Source organism: Chroococcidiopsis sp. CCALA 051, assembly GCF_003015105.1.
Taxonomy (GTDB): Bacteria; Cyanobacteriota; Cyanobacteriia; order Cyanobacteriales; family Chroococcidiopsidaceae; genus Chroococcidiopsis; species Chroococcidiopsis thermalis.
The window spans coordinates 1-18,299 of sequence record NZ_PYCI01000131.1; the positions used below are offsets into that span (position 1 = coordinate 1).

General features: G+C 45.1%; 22 protein-coding genes. 13 read left to right on the forward strand and 9 right to left on the reverse strand.

Annotated elements, in window-relative coordinates:
- Together hypD and hypE are read left to right on the forward strand one after the other, a co-directional pair.
- A partial coding sequence (hypD, locus tag C7Y66_RS24450; protein ID WP_106547575.1) for a hydrogenase formation protein HypD occupies window positions 1–664 on the forward strand: 664 nt, incomplete at its 5' end.
- A gap of 34 nt (window positions 665–698) precedes the next feature.
- Window positions 699–1,754 carry a hydrogenase expression/formation protein HypE gene (gene hypE / locus C7Y66_RS24455; RefSeq protein ID WP_106547576.1) on the forward strand — a complete coding sequence of 352 codons (1,056 nt, stop codon included), beginning with the start codon at window positions 699–701 and terminating at the stop codon, window positions 1,752–1,754.
- Window positions 1,755–1,765: 11 nt separating this feature from the next.
- Here the strand turns inward: hypE and C7Y66_RS24460 are convergent, their stop codons facing one another.
- The 3 genes from C7Y66_RS24460 to rpaB form a co-directional block, all read right to left on the reverse strand.
- Window positions 1,766–2,281 (reverse strand): DUF456 domain-containing protein, encoded by a 516-nt coding sequence (locus C7Y66_RS24460; protein WP_015156344.1) that lies wholly within the window; start codon window positions 2,279–2,281, stop codon window positions 1,766–1,768.
- Window positions 2,282–2,368: 87 nt separating this feature from the next.
- Entirely contained in the window at window positions 2,369–3,031 is a 663-nt protein-coding gene (locus tag C7Y66_RS24465; RefSeq protein ID WP_106547577.1) for a cofactor assembly of complex C subunit B, read from the reverse strand.
- A gap of 147 nt (window positions 3,032–3,178) precedes the next feature.
- Entirely contained in the window at window positions 3,179–3,907 is a 729-nt protein-coding gene (rpaB, locus tag C7Y66_RS24470) for a response regulator transcription factor RpaB (RefSeq protein ID WP_015156346.1), read from the reverse strand.
- Window positions 3,908–4,093: 186 nt separating this feature from the next.
- On the opposite strand from rpaB, the gene radA reads away from it, so the two are divergent.
- Entirely contained in the window at window positions 4,094–5,614 is a 1,521-nt protein-coding gene (gene radA / locus C7Y66_RS24475; protein WP_015156347.1) for a DNA repair protein RadA, read from the forward strand.
- 47 nt (window positions 5,615–5,661) lie between these two features.
- On the opposite strand, the gene C7Y66_RS31335 is transcribed toward radA, so the two are convergent.
- Window positions 5,662–5,808: a hypothetical protein gene (locus tag C7Y66_RS31335; protein WP_158265991.1), complete on the reverse strand. Its 147-nt coding sequence runs from the start codon at window positions 5,806–5,808 to the stop codon at window positions 5,662–5,664.
- A 146-nt stretch (window positions 5,809–5,954) separates the two neighbouring features.
- Between C7Y66_RS31335 and C7Y66_RS24480 the strand changes: the two genes are divergently transcribed.
- A complete protein-coding gene (locus tag C7Y66_RS24480; protein WP_015156348.1) occupies window positions 5,955–6,218 on the forward strand; it encodes a hypothetical protein in 264 nt (87 codons plus the stop codon).
- 88 nt (window positions 6,219–6,306) lie between these two features.
- Here C7Y66_RS24480 and C7Y66_RS24485 read toward each other — a convergent pair whose 3' ends face one another.
- From C7Y66_RS24485 to C7Y66_RS24495, 3 genes are all read right to left on the reverse strand, one after another.
- Entirely contained in the window at window positions 6,307–7,446 is a 1,140-nt protein-coding gene (locus tag C7Y66_RS24485) for a glycosyltransferase family 1 protein (protein WP_106547578.1), read from the reverse strand.
- Between the two features lie 84 nt (window positions 7,447–7,530).
- Entirely contained in the window at window positions 7,531–7,722 is a 192-nt protein-coding gene (locus C7Y66_RS24490; protein WP_106547579.1) for a DUF4291 family protein, read from the reverse strand.
- 82 nt (window positions 7,723–7,804) lie between these two features.
- On the reverse strand, window positions 7,805–8,956 hold the full coding sequence (locus tag C7Y66_RS24495) for a UDP-sulfoquinovose synthase (protein ID WP_015156351.1): 1,152 nt from the start codon (window positions 8,954–8,956) through the stop codon (window positions 7,805–7,807).
- Between the two features lie 264 nt (window positions 8,957–9,220).
- Here C7Y66_RS24495 and C7Y66_RS24500 point away from each other — a divergent pair, with 264 nt between their 5' ends.
- The 9 genes from C7Y66_RS24500 (at window position 9,221) to C7Y66_RS24535 (ending at window position 17,520) form a co-directional block, all read left to right on the forward strand.
- Complete coding sequence (locus C7Y66_RS24500; RefSeq protein WP_106547580.1) at window positions 9,221–9,556, forward strand: hypothetical protein; 336 nt, start codon at window positions 9,221–9,223, stop codon at window positions 9,554–9,556.
- 96 nt (window positions 9,557–9,652) lie between these two features.
- Window positions 9,653–11,161 (forward strand): AAA family ATPase, encoded by a 1,509-nt coding sequence (locus tag C7Y66_RS24505; RefSeq protein WP_106547581.1) that lies wholly within the window; start codon window positions 9,653–9,655, stop codon window positions 11,159–11,161.
- A gap of 148 nt (window positions 11,162–11,309) precedes the next feature.
- Window positions 11,310–11,663, forward strand: coding sequence for a DUF1257 domain-containing protein (locus tag C7Y66_RS24510; protein ID WP_015156354.1), 354 nt, complete (start codon window positions 11,310–11,312; stop codon window positions 11,661–11,663).
- A gap of 347 nt (window positions 11,664–12,010) precedes the next feature.
- Window positions 12,011–12,184, forward strand: a complete 174-nt coding sequence (locus C7Y66_RS31340) for a hypothetical protein (protein WP_158265992.1) — start codon at window positions 12,011–12,013, stop codon at window positions 12,182–12,184.
- A gap of 73 nt (window positions 12,185–12,257) precedes the next feature.
- Window positions 12,258–13,151: a hypothetical protein gene (locus C7Y66_RS24515; RefSeq protein ID WP_106547582.1), complete on the forward strand. Its 894-nt coding sequence runs from the start codon at window positions 12,258–12,260 to the stop codon at window positions 13,149–13,151.
- 46 nt (window positions 13,152–13,197) lie between these two features.
- On the forward strand, window positions 13,198–14,193 hold the full coding sequence (locus tag C7Y66_RS24520; RefSeq protein ID WP_106547583.1) for a hypothetical protein: 996 nt from the start codon (window positions 13,198–13,200) through the stop codon (window positions 14,191–14,193).
- A gap of 49 nt (window positions 14,194–14,242) precedes the next feature.
- Complete coding sequence (locus C7Y66_RS24525; RefSeq protein WP_106547584.1) at window positions 14,243–15,181, forward strand: hypothetical protein; 939 nt, start codon at window positions 14,243–14,245, stop codon at window positions 15,179–15,181.
- Window positions 15,182–15,225: 44 nt separating this feature from the next.
- Complete coding sequence (locus tag C7Y66_RS24530) at window positions 15,226–16,131, forward strand: apolipoprotein acyltransferase (RefSeq protein WP_106547585.1); 906 nt, start codon at window positions 15,226–15,228, stop codon at window positions 16,129–16,131.
- Between the two features lie 213 nt (window positions 16,132–16,344).
- Window positions 16,345–17,520 (forward strand): HetZ-related protein 2, encoded by a 1,176-nt coding sequence (locus C7Y66_RS24535; protein ID WP_106547586.1) that lies wholly within the window; start codon window positions 16,345–16,347, stop codon window positions 17,518–17,520.
- Between the two features lie 44 nt (window positions 17,521–17,564).
- Here the strand turns inward: C7Y66_RS24535 and C7Y66_RS32630 are convergent, their stop codons facing one another.
- Together C7Y66_RS32630 and C7Y66_RS24540 are read right to left on the reverse strand one after the other, a co-directional pair.
- Window positions 17,565–17,705, reverse strand: a complete 141-nt coding sequence (locus C7Y66_RS32630) for a hypothetical protein (protein WP_181246347.1) — start codon at window positions 17,703–17,705, stop codon at window positions 17,565–17,567.
- Between the two features lie 193 nt (window positions 17,706–17,898).
- A partial coding sequence (locus C7Y66_RS24540; RefSeq protein WP_146149867.1) for an aminotransferase class III-fold pyridoxal phosphate-dependent enzyme occupies window positions 17,899–18,299 on the reverse strand: 401 nt, incomplete at its 5' end.

Here is an 18,299-nt window from a genome sequence, read left to right on the forward strand (position 1 = left end):
GACTGCACCCGCTACAGCGATGGCGGTTTACCAAGCTGCGCGACAGGAAGTTAAAAATTTCTCCTTACTGGTTTCTCACGTATTAGTTCCGCCAGCAATGGAGGCGATTCTTGCCTCACCTCATCATCAAGTTCAGGGATTTTTAGCAGCCGGGCATGTCTGCACGGTGATGGGATACACCCAGTACGAACCGCTCGTACAGAAATATCGCATTCCGATTGTCGTCACGGGGTTTGAACCGCTAGACATCCTCCAAGGGGTGTATATGTGCATTCAGCAATTGGAATCGGGGCGATCGCAACTAGAAAATCAATACGCTCGTTCGGTGCGGCGCAGTGGAAATGAAACCGCTCAACGATTAATGCGTGAAGTATTTGAGGTCGTACCGAGGCAATGGCGCGGAATTGGTCGTATTCCTCAAAGTGGGTTGGGCTTACGCGATCGATATGCTGAATTTGATGCTCAAAAGCGCTTTGATATTTTTAACTACGCAATTGCAGAATCTACCGAATGTCTGAGCGGACAGATCTTACAAGGCATCAAAAAACCCCACGAATGCCCTGCTTTTAGCGATCGCTGTACGCCAGAACATCCCCTGGGTGCGCCGATGGTTTCCTCAGAAGGGGCTTGTGCGGCATATTATCGTTATCGGCATCGGGTGTAAGAAGGCAACAGGCAGAGGAGCAGAGGAGTTGTCAGTGAGCGAACCCGAAGACTTTATCCTGTCTTGTCCCATCCCAATTGACAAGTATCCCCGCGTTCTACTGGCGCATGGGGGTGGTGGAAGGTTAATGCATCAGTTGATTTCACAAATGTTTTTGGCGACATTTAGCCATAGCGATCGCGCGCCACATGACGCTGCCGAAATTCACCTCAAAAGCGGCAGAATTGCTTTTACCACTGATTCTTATGTAGTTCAACCCCTGTTTTTTCCAGGCGGCGATATCGGAATGCTGGCAGTTAACGGCACTGTCAACGATTTGGCGATGAGCGGAGCGCGTCCGCTGTATTTAAGTGCTGGGTTTATTTTGGAAGAAGGACTATCAATGGAAACGCTTTGGCGGGTCGTGCAATCGATGCAACAAGCAGCTCAAACAGCCAACGTGCAGATCGTGACTGGCGATACAAAGGTTGTGGATAAAGGGAAGGGAGACGGCATTTTTATCAATACTGCTGGTGTTGGAATTATCGAGCATGACCAGGCGATCGCCCCCCAATCAATTCAGCCTGGGGATGTGTTGCTCCTCAATGGCGATCTCGGTCGTCACGGCATTGCTATTATGACCGAGAGAGAGGGTTTAGCCTTTGAAACTACCATAGAGAGCGATGCCGCACCACTAGCAAGTCTGATTCTAGAACTGCTTGCAGCTGAAATTGAAATTCACTGTTTGCGCGATCTAACTCGTGGCGGTTTATCGAGCGCTCTAAATGAAATTGCCCAAGCTGCCTGCGTCAAAATTGAAATTGATGAAAGTGCCATCCCCATAAGTGAAGAAGTGCAAGGAGCGTGTGAAATCCTCGGTTTCGATCCGCTTTATGTCGCTAATGAAGGCAGATTCGTCGCTTTTGTGCCACCAGAATTTGCCCAAACAGCAATAAAAATTATGCGATCGCATAATTTAGGAAAATCTGCTCAAATTATTGGCAGTGTCACCGAACGCAAAACATCTGGTTTTGTCACGATGAAGAGTAAAATTGGCGCTCAACGCATTGTCGATATGTTAAGCGGAGAACAACTACCGCGAATCTGCTAATCCGAATTTGCTCATCCCATCACTTGTGGTAGCGTGGCATAGAGAAAAAAGCCGACTGCCACGATTGCCAATAACCCCTGAATCAAATTTCCCACCAGAGAACCGACTACAATTCCGATTCCAGCTTTCAAGGCTCGTTTAAGATCGCGTTGATAAATATACTCGCCGATAATTGCGCCTAACAAAGGTCCGAGCAAAATTCCTAACAAGGGACCACCAAACGGCAAAGCAGGCAATAAACCAAAAATACCCAATAGCAAACCAACAACCGCACCAATCTGTCCCCATTTACTGGCTCCAGCGCGTTTCGCTCCCCAGAAGGTAGCCAGCAGATCGATGCCGACGCTAAGCGCCAACACCACCACCGTCACAATTAGAGGTACGGCAATGCTACCAAAAGAACCTTGCACCACACCCCAAATTGCGATCGCGACTAAAATCAAACTCGTCCCAGGAATCCCTGGAACCACTGCCCCAATCACACCGACAACCATGAGGGCAACTAATAACCAATAGAGAGTTAGCATAATTTTTCATTTGTCATTTGTCGTTCGTCATTTGTCATTAGTGAATCGTTAATTTTGACTTTTAACTTTTGACTTTTGACTTTTTCCCTACTCCCTGCTCCCTGCTCCCTGCTCCCTAAAAAGAGTAACGTCTAACTTGTCAGCAATACCAGCGATCCAGGTTTCATCTTGCTTGGTATAGCTGCGGGGAGCATTTGCACCCAAAATCATTACGCCTTGCTGACCGATGGGTTGACAAATAACTCCTTGGGTGTTGTCCGGCAAATAGTCAAATTCAAATCGTCCTGGGTAAACGCTCAAAGCCACTAAGTAAACTGGTTTATGTTTTTCCAGCACCCGTTGGACGATCGCCCCTGGAGTTACTTCGGCTTTCTCTGGTAAAATGCCGCGCCGCAGCAACACTTTTCCCTGATACAACACGATCAGCGATCGGGTGACGGTATTCGTCAGCAACAGATAAGATGCCCAAGCTAGTTCTGTCTTGACTATTTCAGGTAAGTCTGGAGCCAACTCAAACTTTTGCTCGCCCACGAGTTCTACCGCATCCGGCAGGCGCGGTGCGACTTGCTGCCAAAGCAAGCCAGTCAAAATTAGCACCGCACTGACAATTGCCCCCAAAACATCCGACCGTGCCTGAGTCACCGTCAGTTCCGGTGTCAGCAACCGATTGACCAACAGCAACACAGCAGCTAACCCCCCTACCACTAGAGGTATTAGCCTTACAACTCGATTTGGATCTGGTTTAGCCATGTTGGAGTGAGTAGTGAGTAACGAGCAGTGAGTAGTGAACAAAGAAGGATGTAGAGTGTAGGGTGTAGTGAAATTTCGATCTCTCCCTTGTCCCCCTTGTCCCCCTTGTCCGTCTCTTTTCCCAAATTAGCCACTATCCACCAGTATTCACTCCTCTCCCGGTTCGATAATCCGTTGGAATAGATAACCCGTGCCTCTAGCGGTAAGGATTAATTCTGGGTTACTAGGGTCGTCTTCTAACTTCGCCCGCAGTCGCGAGATATGCACGTCTACTACGCGAGTGTCTACATGTCGTTCGGGCGTATAGCCCCAAACTTCTTGCAAGATTTCCGATCGCGAAAAGGCTTCTCCCGAACGGCTCACTAGCAACTCTAGCAAGCTAAATTCCATTCCTGTCAAGCGAATGCGCTCGTCTCCTTTGTAAACTTGTCGCTTGTTTGTGTCAATTTTGATACTTCCTACTTGGATCACCCCAGAGCTAGGAATTCCCGAAGCGCCTGTTTTGTCTACCCGCCGCAGTACCGAGCGAATGCGTGCTTCCAGTTCTTTCGGGGAAAATGGCTTGACTACGTAATCATCCGCACCTAATTCCAGTCCGGTGATCCGATCGGCGACATCGCCCAGGGCTGTTAGCATAATAATTGGTACATCTGATTCCTTGCGTAGCTCTTGACACACGCCGTAGCCATCTAACTTCGGCATCATCACGTCCAAGACAACCAAATCTGGATCGGCTTTGCGAAATGTATCCAAAGCTTCCTCGCCGTCTGCTGCTGTCACGACATCGTAACCAATCATCGACAGCCGCGTTTCTAAGATCCGCCGAATGCTGGCTTCGTCGTCCACGACTAGGATTTTTTCTTTATGACTTTCCAAATTGACCAACGCTCCTTAAAACCAACATTTTTGAATTTTAATTTTTAGTACTATTACATGAAGATCTTATCCCATTCAATCCATGTAAATTAGCCGAAATTCTCGCACTCACTTACTTTCAAGGTTTTTTAATATTTGCGGTTTTACCAACAAAATTTAACTTAACGCAACAAAAGCACTAAACGAATGCCCAAACCCCGTACCTATTTCGTTTGCAATGAATGTGGCGCAGAGTCGCCTCAGTGGTTTGGTAAGTGTCCTGCCTGCGGGACTTACAATTCCTTAGAAGAACAAATTACGAGTACAACTCTCGGGACGCTACCAACTCGTGGGGTTAGCTGGCAGCAAACGCCGCAAAGCAATGGTAAGTCGATCGCTAAAGCCGCAAAACCCCGCGCTTCTCTAACTTTCGACCAAATTAGCGATCGCCAAGTGAGCCGCTGGTGTTCTGGCTATGACGAACTCGACCGGGTACTCGGTGGTGGTATTGTACCAGGTTCTATGGTTTTGATCGGCGGCGATCCGGGGATTGGCAAATCGACTTTGTTACTACAGGTTTCTAACCAACTCGCCCAAAACTATCGCATTCTCTACGTTTGCGGTGAAGAGTCAGGACAGCAAGTGAAGTTACGCGCTTCTCGTTTGGGTGTATCTAAATTTCAAAACCCTATAGAGGAATCAGATCCCCAGCTTCAAAACCAATCGCCTAACGGTCATTTAGTTAACAATGGTAGTGCAAGAGCCGATTTATACGTTTTGCCAGAAACAGATCTCGAAGAAATACTGAGGGAAGTCGATTCGCTCAAACCCAATGTAGCTGTCATCGATAGTATCCAAACCGTCTATTTTCCCGCCTTAACTTCCGCCCCTGGTTCGGTAGCACAGGTGCGAGAATGTACCTCAGCCCTGATGCAAGTCGCAAAACGGGAAGATATTACGATGTTAATTGTGGGACACGTTACCAAAGAAGGTGCGATCGCGGGTCCCAAAGTTTTAGAGCATTTGGTAGATACAGTACTCTATTTTGAAGGCGATCGCTTCGCCTCCCATCGGTTGTTACGCACAGTCAAGAATCGCTTTGGCGCTACTCATGAAATTGGCATCTTTGAAATGATCGATCGCGGGTTGCGGGAAGTCGCCAACCCTTCAGAATTATTTCTCGGTAGCCGCGACGATCCTTCACCAGGAACGGCGATAGTGGTTGCTTGCGAAGGCACGCGCCCGATTGTGGTAGAGTTACAAGCCTTGGTTAGTCCCACCAGCTATGCTTCACCCCGTCGTTCTACCACGGGGATAGACTACAGCCGTTTACTGCAAATTTTGGCAGTGTTAGAAAAACGAGTTGGCATTCCTTTGTCTAAACTGGATGCCTATGTCGCCTCTGCTGGTGGCTTAAGCGTGGAAGAACCAGCTGTAGATCTGGGAGTCGCGATCGCCGTAGTCGCTTCTTTCCGCGATCGCATTGTCGATCAGCGCACTGTTTTAATTGGAGAAGTCGGGTTAGGGGGACAAGTACGCCCCGTCTCTCAAATGGAACTGCGTCTGAAAGAAGCTGCTAAACTAGGATTTAAGCGGGCAATTGTACCCAAAGGGCAACCCTATCCTGACGTAGATTTGGAAATTATTCCTGTCGCCAAAGTACTCGATGCGATTATCGCTGCAATCCCCCCACAATCGTTCCCAGATTTAGATTTAGAAGAGGAATAGTATTTGGGTTAGCAGTAGGGCATTCGTTCCCCTCTTTTTAAGGGGGGTTAGGGGGGATTGAAATCTGAAACTTCAAATGCTTCACTCCCGCTAGTATTGCCGATCGCGATCCAACGTTGAACTTGTGGTAGATCGCAAAGTCGGGTTGAATGTGAAAAAATATAAATCAGCGCTCCATCGAGCGATCGCCACACAACTAAATCCTTAACTTAATTCGGTCAAAACTCCAGAGATTAATAGAACTGCAAACCAAGTTTCCGTAATATTGCTGTAGTTGACGCTCGGTTTTCGTGATACACAGAATGAGTTATGTAAATTTCTATGGAGAGTTCTTGTCATTATGGTAAATAGTTCTGACTTTCTGCATCCTCGCAGTCGTTACTATGGCAAAGTACAGCCTGAAAATTTAGTCTTTAACGCCAATCTCCAAGAATTCGCTCAGCATGTCAGTTACATCTGTAACTTAGAAACGGCTGGTAAAATTTCTCCAGATGAAGCATACAAAAAAATTCGCGACTTGTGGAAACAACTCAAACGCTCGAAAAAAGAGTTGGGAATTGGTGAAAACCCATTTCAGAATGACGACGAGCAAAAAGATAGCTAACGTTCTATTGTCATAGCACGATGTTTACATCCGCATTAAAAATTTCTCTTTTGTAGAGACGTTACATGTAACGTCTCTACATTTTTTATTAACCTACCAAAACATTCTCTGCCAAACGCTTTGACTCTACCATCTGATAATATTCCTGTAACTGACGAGTAGCCGCCGCCCATCCCCAGCGTTCCGCCTCCAAACGGGCATTTTGACGAATGGTTTCTCGCTCCTGTTTTTGCTCTAACAGATGTAAAGTTGCCGCGATCGCTCCTTGTTCGTCTTTAGGATCGAATAAATAACCATTGACTCCAGATGTGACAATATCGACAATTCCGCCTGAATTTGCCGCAACTACAGGACAGCCAGCTGCCATTGCCTCAAGTAAAACTAGTCCCAACGTCTCAGTTCGCGAAGGAAACAGAAACGCATCAGCAGAAGCAAACGCTGCCCCAAGATCCCTACCCGTGAGATAGCCGACAAAGTGAGTATTCGTTCCCGCAAAATGTTTCTCTAAAGCTAAACGATGAGGTCCATCTCCTACCAAAGCTAAGCGCGCCTCTGGAATTGCCTCTAATACGGGTTTAATCCGTTCGATTTCTTTTTCCGCTGACAGACGACCGACGTAGAGTAACAAGGGACTATCGGGATGACCTTGAGATAACCGCGATCGCATTTGTTCGCAAGCTAGATCGGGATGAAATAACTCCGTATCAACTCCCCGCTGCCACAAGTCTACTCGTTGGATTCCGTGGCTAGATAGCTCTTCTACCATTGCCGTTGAAGTACACAAATTTAATTCTGCTTGATTGTGAGCAGTTTTGAGCAATTCCCACAGCAAGCCTTCCAACATTCCTAGTCCGTAATGCTGTAAATACTGCGGTAAGTGAGTGTGATACGAGGCAACTAAGGGAATTTTTAACACTTTCGCATAAAATAACCCCGATAGTCCTAACACTGCGGGGTTGACTACATGGACGATATCGGGTTGGAATCTCTCCAGTTCGTGACCGATCGCGGGGCGTGGTAATGCCATTTTTAACTCTGGATACAATGGTAAAGGGAAACCCGAAACACCGTAAACTTTCGCCCCTTGATACTCTGTAATCCCCCCTTCGGGTGCAACAACTAAAACGCGATCGCCGTTACGTTGTAAATGTTCGACCGTGTGACGCAACCGCGTGACAATACCGTCAACCTTGGGTAGGAAGGTTTCTGTAAATAAGGCAATTTTCATACTTATTGAGGGGCGCTGAGGCTGGGGAAAGTTACCAGCAAGTATTTTCCGATAATCCCAACTTCTTCGCAATATTGGGATCTCTCACGGGATAGACAGTTGCTCGAATTTAAATTCTCCGCCAAAATAGCCATCTTCGGCAGCAAAACGACCGATCGCTGGGCGATAAGCTTGGTATACCACAATGGAGCGGTCGTCATATTGCGCCACAATATGATTTCCCGACTTAGGCAATCGGTCGATCTGCAATCGGTAAAGTTTCGTCACCAGTGACATTACAACGACCCTCTCCCTCAACTACGTATTATGAGGGACAAGCGGATTCTCCAACCAACTACCAACTACCAACTACCAGTAACTATCTTCTCCAAGTCACTTTGGGTAGAATGTGTTTTTTATCGACGCGATCTTGGTACTTGACTGCAAAATTAAGCAGAGAATCAAGCAATGCTTCTGAGAGGAAATGCGGTTGCAATCCGAGACTCAGTAAACTCGTATTTTTGGCATTGAAATAGTGTTCTTCCCGCTCAATTCTGGGATTATCGAGATTGTTAACTTCGACTTTCAGTCCCAGCGCGTTGCCAGCTTTTTGCACCATGACAGCCAAGTCGCCGACGCTAAATAGTTCGGTAAATTGGTTAAAGACGCGGAATTCACCAGGATTAGCAGGATTTGCGATCGCCAATTCGACACAGCGCACCGTATCCCGAATATCCAAAAAGCCACGGGTTTGTCCGCCCTTACCATATACAGTCAGCGGATGTCCGATCGCTGCTTGGATACAGAAACGGTTCAGCGCCGTACCAAACACCCCATCGTAGTCGAGGCGATTGATCAACATCTCGTCCATGCCCGTCTCTTCTGTTAGGACTCCATAAACCACACCCTGGTTCAAATCTGTAGCGCGTAAGCCCCAAATCTTACAAGCAAAGTGAATGTTGTGGCTGTCGTGGACTTTGCTCAGGTGGTACATACTACCTGGCTGCTTTGGATAGGGTAAGGTATCCTTGCGCCCGTTGTGTTCGATTGTAATGTACCCTTCTTCAATGTCGATGTTAGGCGTGCCGTATTCGCCCATTGTCCCCAGCTTGACCAAGTGACAGTCGGGGAAACTATCGCGCATGGCATAGAGTATATTCAGCGTCCCAACGACATTATTCACCTGCGTCAGTACGGCGTGTTCGCGATCGATCATGGAAAAAGGTGCGGAACGCTGTTCGCCAAAGTGGACGATCGCTTCCGGTTCAAATTGGTGCAGCGTTTTGCTCAAAAACTCGTAGTTGGTAATATCGCCGACAAACAAATCGATCTTTTTGCCTGTGAGGTCTTGCCACCTTTGAATCCGATGCTGAATCGTTGCGATCGGTGTCAGGGTATCTACTCCAAGTTCGAGATCCCAGTGCCTCCGTACCATGCTGTCTAGAATCCCAACCTCGTAACCTCGATTGGATAAGTAGAGCGCGGTTGCCCAACCGCAATAGCCATCGCCACCAATAACCAATACTTTCATCGTCTGTGCGTGTTACTCGCTGATATTCGCTAAATCTACCAGGTTTATGTCCCCCTTTTGCGTCCTAAATTAGGAGTATATTTTCTATACAATTGCCTAACCAATCAAAGCCTCTTGCCTCTTGCCTCTTACCTCCTCTTTGAATTTTCGGATTTTTATTAAAAAATGTTACATTTATGCCGTCAAAACGCTACGCTGTCTTGACACTATGCGAGTAAGCCGATAACGTGATATACATACCCGGGTAAGACGATTGAAAAAAATATGCAAGCTAAGCAAAAAGTTACGCTGTATTTAACGCCTGAACTGCATCGGCGGCTCAAAATCAGAGCCGCGATCGACTCGGAACCAATGTCAGAACTCGCTGCCCGCGCGCTCGCTTTTTATTTATCTCACCAAGAGTTAATAGACGAAGCAGAGTCATACGGCAACACGCACAGAGTTTATGCATGTCCTGAATGTGCAACAACGGTGGCATTGAACGAAGGCGAACTAGTATCCCTCAAGGATCAGCCGGGGGTAATAGAGCAGTCCAAGCCGACAAGAGTTGCGGCTGAAGCAGCAATACAAGAAGGGCAACTAGCCCTCGCCAGCCACTAATTTCATTGAAACTAATTTCATTGAAGCTGATTCATCAAAGCTGAATCCGAAGCGCTGTCCGTACTATCTTTAGGGTCAAAAGTAAGGTCAAAGGCAATGAAAGAAGAGCTAAATATTCTCATACAAGCTCAATACCCGCTGATATACCTTGTGACCTCTGAGGAAGAGCGGGCTGAACAAGCAATAGCAACGATCGCCCAGTTAAGACCGCAGCGCCGAATATTCATCTGGACGGTGACGCACGGAATCGTAGAACACGGTCAGCCACGCCACGTCACGCAGCATAATACCGTATCTCCAGAAGCAGCGATCGAGTGGGTGATCCGCCAGCGAGAGCCGAGCATATTCATATTTAAGGATTTACACCCCTTTATTGACGCACCAGTAACGACGAGATGGTTGCGAGATGCGATCGCCAGCTTTAAAGGCACGCAGAAAACGATGGTTCTGATGTCTCCGATGCAGCAGGTTCCAATCGAGTTAGAGAAAGAAGTTGTCGTACTAGACTTCCCGCTACCCGATTTGGCAGAATTGAACCAAGTATTAGAGCGGCAGTTAGAGCAAAATCGCGGACGACGGCTGACAACAGATGCCAGAGAGAAATTATTAAAAGCAGCTTTGGGCTTAACGCGAGATGAGTCAGAAAAAGTCTACCGCAAGGCTCAGGTAACAGCGGGACAGCTATCAGAAAATGAAGTAGAAGTCGTCTTATCCGAGAAAAAGCAATTAATCCGGCGCAACGGTATCTTAGAATACATTGAAGAGGATGCCACAATCGATGCCGTTGGTGGTTTAGAAGAGCTGAAACGCTGGCTCAAACAACGTTCTAATGCTTTTACTGAAAGAGCGAGAGAATACGGTCTGCCTCAGCCGAAGGGAATGCTAATTTTAGGGGTTCCTGGGTGTGGTAAATCTTTGATCGCCAAAACGACATCTCGCTTATGGGGTCTGCCCCTGTTGAGATTAGATATGGGGCGAGTTTATGACGGCTCGATGGTAGGTCGCTCTGAGGCTAACCTACGCAACGCCCTCAAAACCGCCGAATCGATTTCGCCCACAATTTTATTTATTGATGAGTTAGATAAAGCCTTTGCAGGTACAGCAGGTTCAGCCGATTCGGATGGTGGTACGTCTAGCCGCATCTTCGGCTCTTTCCTGACCTGGATGCAAGAGAAAACTTCTCCCGTATTCGTGATGGCAACAGCTAACCGTGTGGAAAGGTTGCCTGGGGAGTTTTTACGTAAGGGAAGATTTGACGAAATATTCTTTGTCGATCTGCCAACTGCAGAGGAGCGCAAAGATATATTTAGCATTCACCTGCTCAAGCGCAAACGGGATCTATCCCGCTTCGACCTCGATCAGCTCGCAAAAATTGCTGACGGTTTCTCTGGTGCAGAGATCGAGCAAGCATTAATTGCCGCGATGTACGATGCTTTTGCTCAAGATCGAGAGTTTACCCAACTAGATATTATTGCTGCAATTAAAGCAACGCTACCACTCTCTCGGACAATGACCGAGCAAGTAACGGCTCTGAGAGATTGGGCAAGACAGCGTGCTAGACCCGCAGCATCCTCCGTAGCTGAGTATCAGCGCATGGAGTTTTAAAAAGCTTTCTCCTACGTTCACAGGGGGAAAGGCTAGCCGCCCAGCTAGCAGATTACCTAAGCCGCATATCCCATCCCAAGACTGCGGCGACATTAACTAAACTAAACCGTTGTCGTTTATCGTTACTATCCTTTAGGAGGAATCCCAAATGTCTCACTTTAGCACTCTGCGTACAAAAATCACCGATGCAGAAATCCTCAAGACTTCTCTGCGCGACTTAGGAATTAATGTTAAGACCGAAGCTGATGTCCGTGGTTACAACGGTCAGCGCGTTCGCTCTGACATCGTAGCAGTTCTAGAAGGCGAATACGATCTGGGTTGGTCTCGCAACAGCGATGGTTCTTTCGATCTAATCGCTGACCTGTGGGGTGTTGCTAAGAAGCACAACCAAACCGAGTTAATCAACTCCATCAACCAAAAGTATGCAGTAAATAAGACCTTGGCAGAAGTCAAGCAGCGCGGTCTGCAAAATGCCAATGTCAAATTGGTCGTGCAAAAATAAGTTCTCTGCGCGTTCCCAAGCTTGCGGGTTAACCAGATTTAGAAGGGGTTAACCCCTTTTTTTTGTCAATTTCCGTGTAGAGACGTTACATGTAACGTCTCTACACGGAAATTGATGCTAGAGCTAGGCTGAAATCAAATCTTAAATTATTGTTGCTGGCTGTACTAACTATAATATTTTCGTATTTTAATAGTATTTTGCAGCTTAAATTTCAGTATATCTACTGAGTTTTATAAATGTTAGGAAAATCGTATACATCATAACTGAATACAATCAAATACAACCGATACAACCGAATAAATCAGTAAGGCAATGAGCGATCGCATTGAGAGAAAATTTTTAGACTCATGCGACAGTTTTTGTATGGGTATCTAGATTTTACTCAAGGTGCAGCAACTCTCAACGAGTTTTTTTGCTTAATTACGGAATCTGCTGTAACAGAAGTGGATCGCTATAAAGCGTTATTACTGACACACCTATCAACATTTGCTACTAGCGAACAGCGATCGCGATCGCTGTAAAGTTTTAGTGCTGAAAATTACATAAACAAATCGCTCTATCAAAAATTCACGTCAACTCAAAGCTTGAGCAAAAATGGCAGACAACATTAACGACTTACTAGATCGGTGCGAGCAAAGATCGCAAGTGCTGACTCAATCGGCAGAACAAGCTAACGAGCAAGTCACTCAAATTTTAGAATTTGCCACCAATTTAAGGGCTAATCTCGCTTCCATCGCTGAGGAAGCATTTACTAAGTTTGATGCTCTCAGTGACGAACTAGAAGCTGCCGAACAAAACTTAGAGAGCGAAATGGAAGCTGCTAAGCAGGGGTTCAGCGATTTACAGCAAAAAGTAGGCGAACTGCAATCTCAAACAGAAGCAAAGATCGAGCAGATTGGCGAACAATTAGAAGAGTTAAAGAACCGGAAGGAAGAAATGCTTTCGGAAGTGGAGCAGGAAACCGAAACAAGCAAATCGGGTTTTGAGGAGCTATCGAAGCTCGTGGAGGAAGTCGAGCAAGAAGCAGAGAAGCATTTAGAAACAGCAAAAGAGCAGATCGAGCAGTTTCACGGCAAAGTTGAGGACGCAGAAAGTCGTTTTGGCGATCGCAAATCCTCTGTTTTAGAAGACTTTGCAGCTTTGACAGAAGAACTACAAAATCAGCTCGAATCACTAACAAGTGACTTCTCCGACGTAGCTAACGAGAAAAAAGACAAAATCAGTGCAGTTGAGAGTAGCTTAGATTCAACTTCTCAGGACGTATTATCAGCACTGACGCAAAAGTTTGTCGAAGAAGTTATGGGTGAACTAACGAGTTCAGCCGAAAAAATTACCGAAGCCACATCGCATTTGCAAGATGCAGGAGATGAGGTAAACGATGCATTAGACGGCAAGATAGGTGAGATTTTGGACAAGGTTGGTGAAGTTACTGACATTGTGGAAAAAATCGAACCAGTTCTAGATATGGTTGATAAAATCTTAGGCTAATCGATAACTTTTAATTTTGCTAAATTCAAAACAAGGATAATACAGCATGGCACAAGTTCTAGATTTTGGGCGTGATGTTGATGAAGCTACTGAGAAGCTGAACGAATTATTAAGTATTCTCGAAACTGCTTGTACGCAGATGGAAGAAGTGTGTGCCGATCTAGAATCTGAAACTGAAACTTTAGATGAATCTGCCGAGAGTGTTAGTACAAATATTGAAACTTTAGCAGAATCTTTGCAGACAGCTTTAGAAGATTTTAGTAATTCTGAAGAAGAAACGAAAGCCGAACTCGATGCTTTGCAACAAGCAATGACAGATATTGAAGGAAAACTAGATGAAGTTGCTCGCTCTGTAGAAGAAGCTCAGGCTAATTTTGAATCAGAAATTAACGAGAATAAATCAGAGCTAGAATCAAGTTTGGAAGAATTAAAAGAAGCGTTTAAGAATTTAGAAGATACAATTTCTAATACTGAAGACTCTGTGGGCGAAGGTCAAACAGAAGCTAAAGAAAACATTGATGGTTTAACTGAGGCGACCGAAGAACTTCAGGAACAGATTGAAGCATTCCAAAGTGAGTTGGAATCAAAATTTGCAGAAATAGCAAATGAGATAAGCGATACTCAAACTGCTAATCTTGAAAAAGCTTTTAGCGAATACAGCGATAAACTCACCGGAGAGCAGCTAGACACAATCAACTCTGGTTTTGAGCAATTAGAAAATAATTTTAGCGAATCTTTTGGAGATTTTAACGAACAAGTTACTGAATTTGCTGACGAACTCAAAGAACGATTGACCGAAATTCTAGAAAATACTGGCGAACACGTAGAAGATAACCTCAAGAACGAGCTACAAGAATCCTTTGAGAATGCGATTCAGGAAGTTGTAGAAGGAATGATTGAAGAAGTAGCGGAAAACATCATGATGATGACAACAGGTTCGTCTGTAACAGGTGCGTTGAGTCCTATTTTACCAGCGTTAGCTGCTGCCAAGGTTGCTACCGGAGCGATCAAAGCAGTTTTGGATTGTGTCGATATATTCTAACGCTGTTTTCAACTCATCGATCGCGTCTCAACTATTGAAAGTCTAAAATATGAACGAACAATTAGGACAAACCCTGGCATCTTTATCCCAAATGGCGAGTGTATTTCCTGAAAAACTAGATGGTTTAGTACAACTATCATCGGAAGTCCAAGCAGAAGCCGATCGCCTGGTTAGCAATATTGAAGAAAAGCAAGAGCAGATTGCGGAAATTCTCGAACAAATTCAAACTGCACTAACCGAATTAAAAGAGGAAGCTACAGAGCATCAATCTCAACTTGAAAGCGAAATTGCCGAACTTGAAAGTGGAGTTGAATCTTTAACAGAATTTATCTCTGAGGCTCAAGGACAACTCAGCAGCGAAATTGAAACGACTCAAGGCAAAATTTCAGAACTCAAAGAACATTTGGATGAAAGTAGTTCTACAACTGAAAGGACGGGTGAAGAAACTCAAAATACGCTAACACAAGCTCAAGAAAAAATTCAATCCGGTCAAGACAAACTAAATTCTGCTGTAGAAGCAACCAGTAAAGAAGTAGAAGCTTTCCAAGAAAAGCTAGAAGAATTAAAATCTGCTCTTAGCGAACAGATCGAGCTATTTACTGAAGATATGGAGAAGTCACAAGGAGAAGTTGGCGAAAAGATTCAAGCTATGGCAGATACTTTTCTTGACTTACATCAAGAATTTACTACCAATTTAAATAAATTAAGTACCCAAGCCGTTAAAGGCGAAACGGACGATCTGTTAAATCAAGCTCAAGAAAAAATTCAAGCAGAACTGAAAGAATTAATTACAGAAGCCGTTAAAAACGTGACGGATTCCGTAGAAGAGATGAGTCAGAAAATTTCGGGTTCTAGCGAAGATGCTTCTATTGCTCGTAAAGCATTAAAGCCATTATTCGACCAGCTTGATGAATTTATCGATCCGCTTAAAGATGGAGTTGAAGCTGTGAAAGATGTAGCCGAAAGCCTGGGAATAGGTTTTGGCTAAAGCAATTAAGTGAAACTATATTAAAACTATAATCGAGGTAAATCGTGGCTGATTTTGAAACAACTGCAACAGAAACAGTAACTAAACTGACAGAATTATTAGGTGAAGCCGAGCAAGCACAGTCAGAATTAACAGGCTTGCGAGAACAAATTGCTCAGGTTTCCGAACAAATGGATAGTCACTGGCAGGTATTAAGCGATCGCGCTCAATCTTTGTTAGAACGAATTAATAGCGCTAAGGAAGATTTGAGTGAAGAAGCTGAATCACTCAGTCAAGAAGTCACTCAGCTCAAGGAAAATGTAGAAACTTGGCAGAATGAAACTAACGAAGAAAACGAAGCTACCAAAACAGAAATCAGTTCGTTTGGTGAAGACTTAGACTCGACTAAATCCGAGCTAGAATCGACTTTAGAGGCAGTAGAAGAAGTTTTTAAATCTCTTCAAGAAAAATTAGAGGAAGTTGCCACAGAGTTAGAGGAACAGTTTTCAGAGCAGGAAGATTTTCTCCAAAATGATGTATCCGATCGCCTAGAGAGTCACCAATCCGATCTAGAAGAACGAGCTTCAGAGTTTGAATCGCACATTAAAGATGAATCTGCTCCAGCAATTACCGAATTAGTCAGCGAATTTGCAACTCAGGTTGAGGATGTAATAGAGCAACTAACTGAGAAAACCAAAGATTTGCAAGAATCGACATCAGATACAACTGAAGATGCCATCTCTAAATATAAAGAAACTCAAGAAGAAGTCTTCGATCGGCTGATGGATACGGCTAAAGATCTCGAAAAAATGATGGATAAACTGAGCGGCTTTGTTGATAAAAGTGGTAATACAGCTGAGACTGCTAAAGATACCATGACTGAGGGCGTAGAAGCTACTAATGTAGGTTTAAATGCAGCTCTGGGAATAATTGAAGATACTTATGAGATATTAAAGAAGTTTATTCCTTAGAAAAAATCCAAGTGTAGGGTGGGCAATGTCAACCCTGCCAAGGTGAAATTTTTCTTTGTCTAATAAACGAGCAGTAGAAACGCCGCTTTTGGATAAGCCAAGGATAGTATTTCGCAAAATACGTTTTGTTCGCATGTATACGACTCCAACCCCTGCATAAATTTTCCAATTGCTCGCTATTTAAGAAGATAGTTCAACACACGGCAGGGTGATATGCAAACTATACAAGTAAACGTGGCGGAGCGCGATCGCCATCTAGCGACAGCGACGGAAATTTCCCAAGAATGGCGTTTGCGTCTCACTCAAGAATGTCCCGCGCAAAGCGATACTGCCCGAGAAAGCATAGTCCGTTGGCTAATTGGCGAAGATACAGAACGCTATCAGATGTGCAATTCTCTTCAGTTATCTATAGCACAGCAAGCTATGGAATACCGCTTTCGCATCCTCAAACAGCGATATTTAGGGGTTTCACCTCAGCAGGCATATCACCGCTTGACAATACGTTTGTGCAGTTTAGTACTACTGCGAAATAAAATTCACGCCCTCGTTGCTTTGGGTGGCGATCGCCGTCGGGCAGTCGTTGATGTTTTGCAAGAAATTATCCAAGATTTGTTGCAACGCGATCGCTATTTGCAACAACAAACAGCTTGGATTGCGGCGTGTACTGACGATATGAGACTGCGAACTGCCTTGCTATTAACTACTGTAGAAGAATATTGTTTGCGCCCGATTCACAATCGACCTTTAATCGTGCATCGCTTTGTCAATTTTCTTCGCCGGACGCAGATGGGAGGAGTCACACAAGTTCCAGAACGCAGAATTCTCAAACTATTGTCTGACGAATTCCTTTCTGAGGATAGCGATCGTACTTGGAGCGCGATCGACGTGCGATCGGTCAGCGTGTATCAAGACAGCCAAACCCAAGCAGAACAGTACGCAGCAAGACATCTCGTGCAATCGAAATTTAGCAACTATTTAACTAACAATTTGGGAGAAACTGCCGCGCAATGGTTAGAACTATACTTACAAGGTAGGTCTCAAGAAGCGATCGCCCAACAGTTAAATTTATCAGTCAAAGAAGTCTATCGACTGCGAGAAAAAATTGTCTACCATGCCGTGAAAGTATTTGGATTAAAATATCATCCAGAACTAGTGAGTCATTGGCTGGGAACGAGTTTAGAAGAACACAGTTTCGGCTTGACACCTAAGCAATGGCAGGAATTTTGGGAGCAACTAACCCCAAGGCAGCGCCAAGTTGTAGAGTTAAGAAAGTCTGGCAAAAATTTAGATGCGATCGCCTACACTCTCAACCGCAAGTTAAATCAAATTACTAGCGAATGGAATAAACTTTGCTTAGTAGCCCAAGTCGTGCGAAGTGGGATGAACTAAAATACTAATTTTTTTAGATAACAAGTTTTCGAGGCAATAACTTTTTACTTACTCGATTCCTCAACAGTTTCAATCGCTGCTAAACAAAACTGAGAAACAGCCATAATCGCAAACACAGAACCAAAATAGATAGCAGTGAGGAATTCAACCGTGTTATCGAAAGGAATGAAGGCAGTCATGGTCATCGTCTCCTGAGAGGGAGCAGGGAGCAGGGAGCAGGGAGCAGAGGGGCTTCAGGAGAAATCCAAAATTCATCGAAGTGCGAATTGTTTTCCTTTCTTAGCCTTCTTTTCGCCTACTCTCTCGAAACAGTAGACCACCCTTTTGTGTTGTAGTCAAGCAAAAATTTTGCTTTTTTTTGCTGTCTGGCAACCGCTGCTATACGTTTACAGTAGCGATCGCTCGTTCGACAATTTGTAAGGCTGCGTCCACTTCTGCGGCTGTCACAATCAAGGGTGGTACGAAGCGCAGCACTTTTGCTCCGGCTGGCACGAGTAACAAACCTTCAGCGAGCGCCGCTTTAACTACATCCGCTGCGGTAATTTCGCTGTCGGCAGCTAACTCCATCCCATTAATTAAACCCCAACCGCGCACGTCAGCAATTAAGTTGGGATGCTTGGTAGCGATCGCGCGTAAGCCCGTTCTGAGCTGTTCGCCGCGTGCTTGCACGTTTTCTAACAAATTCTCCCGTTCAATTGTTTGGCACACCGTCAAGGCGACCGCACAGGCAAATGGATTGCCCCCAAACGTACTGGCGTGATCTCCTGGTGCAAACACAT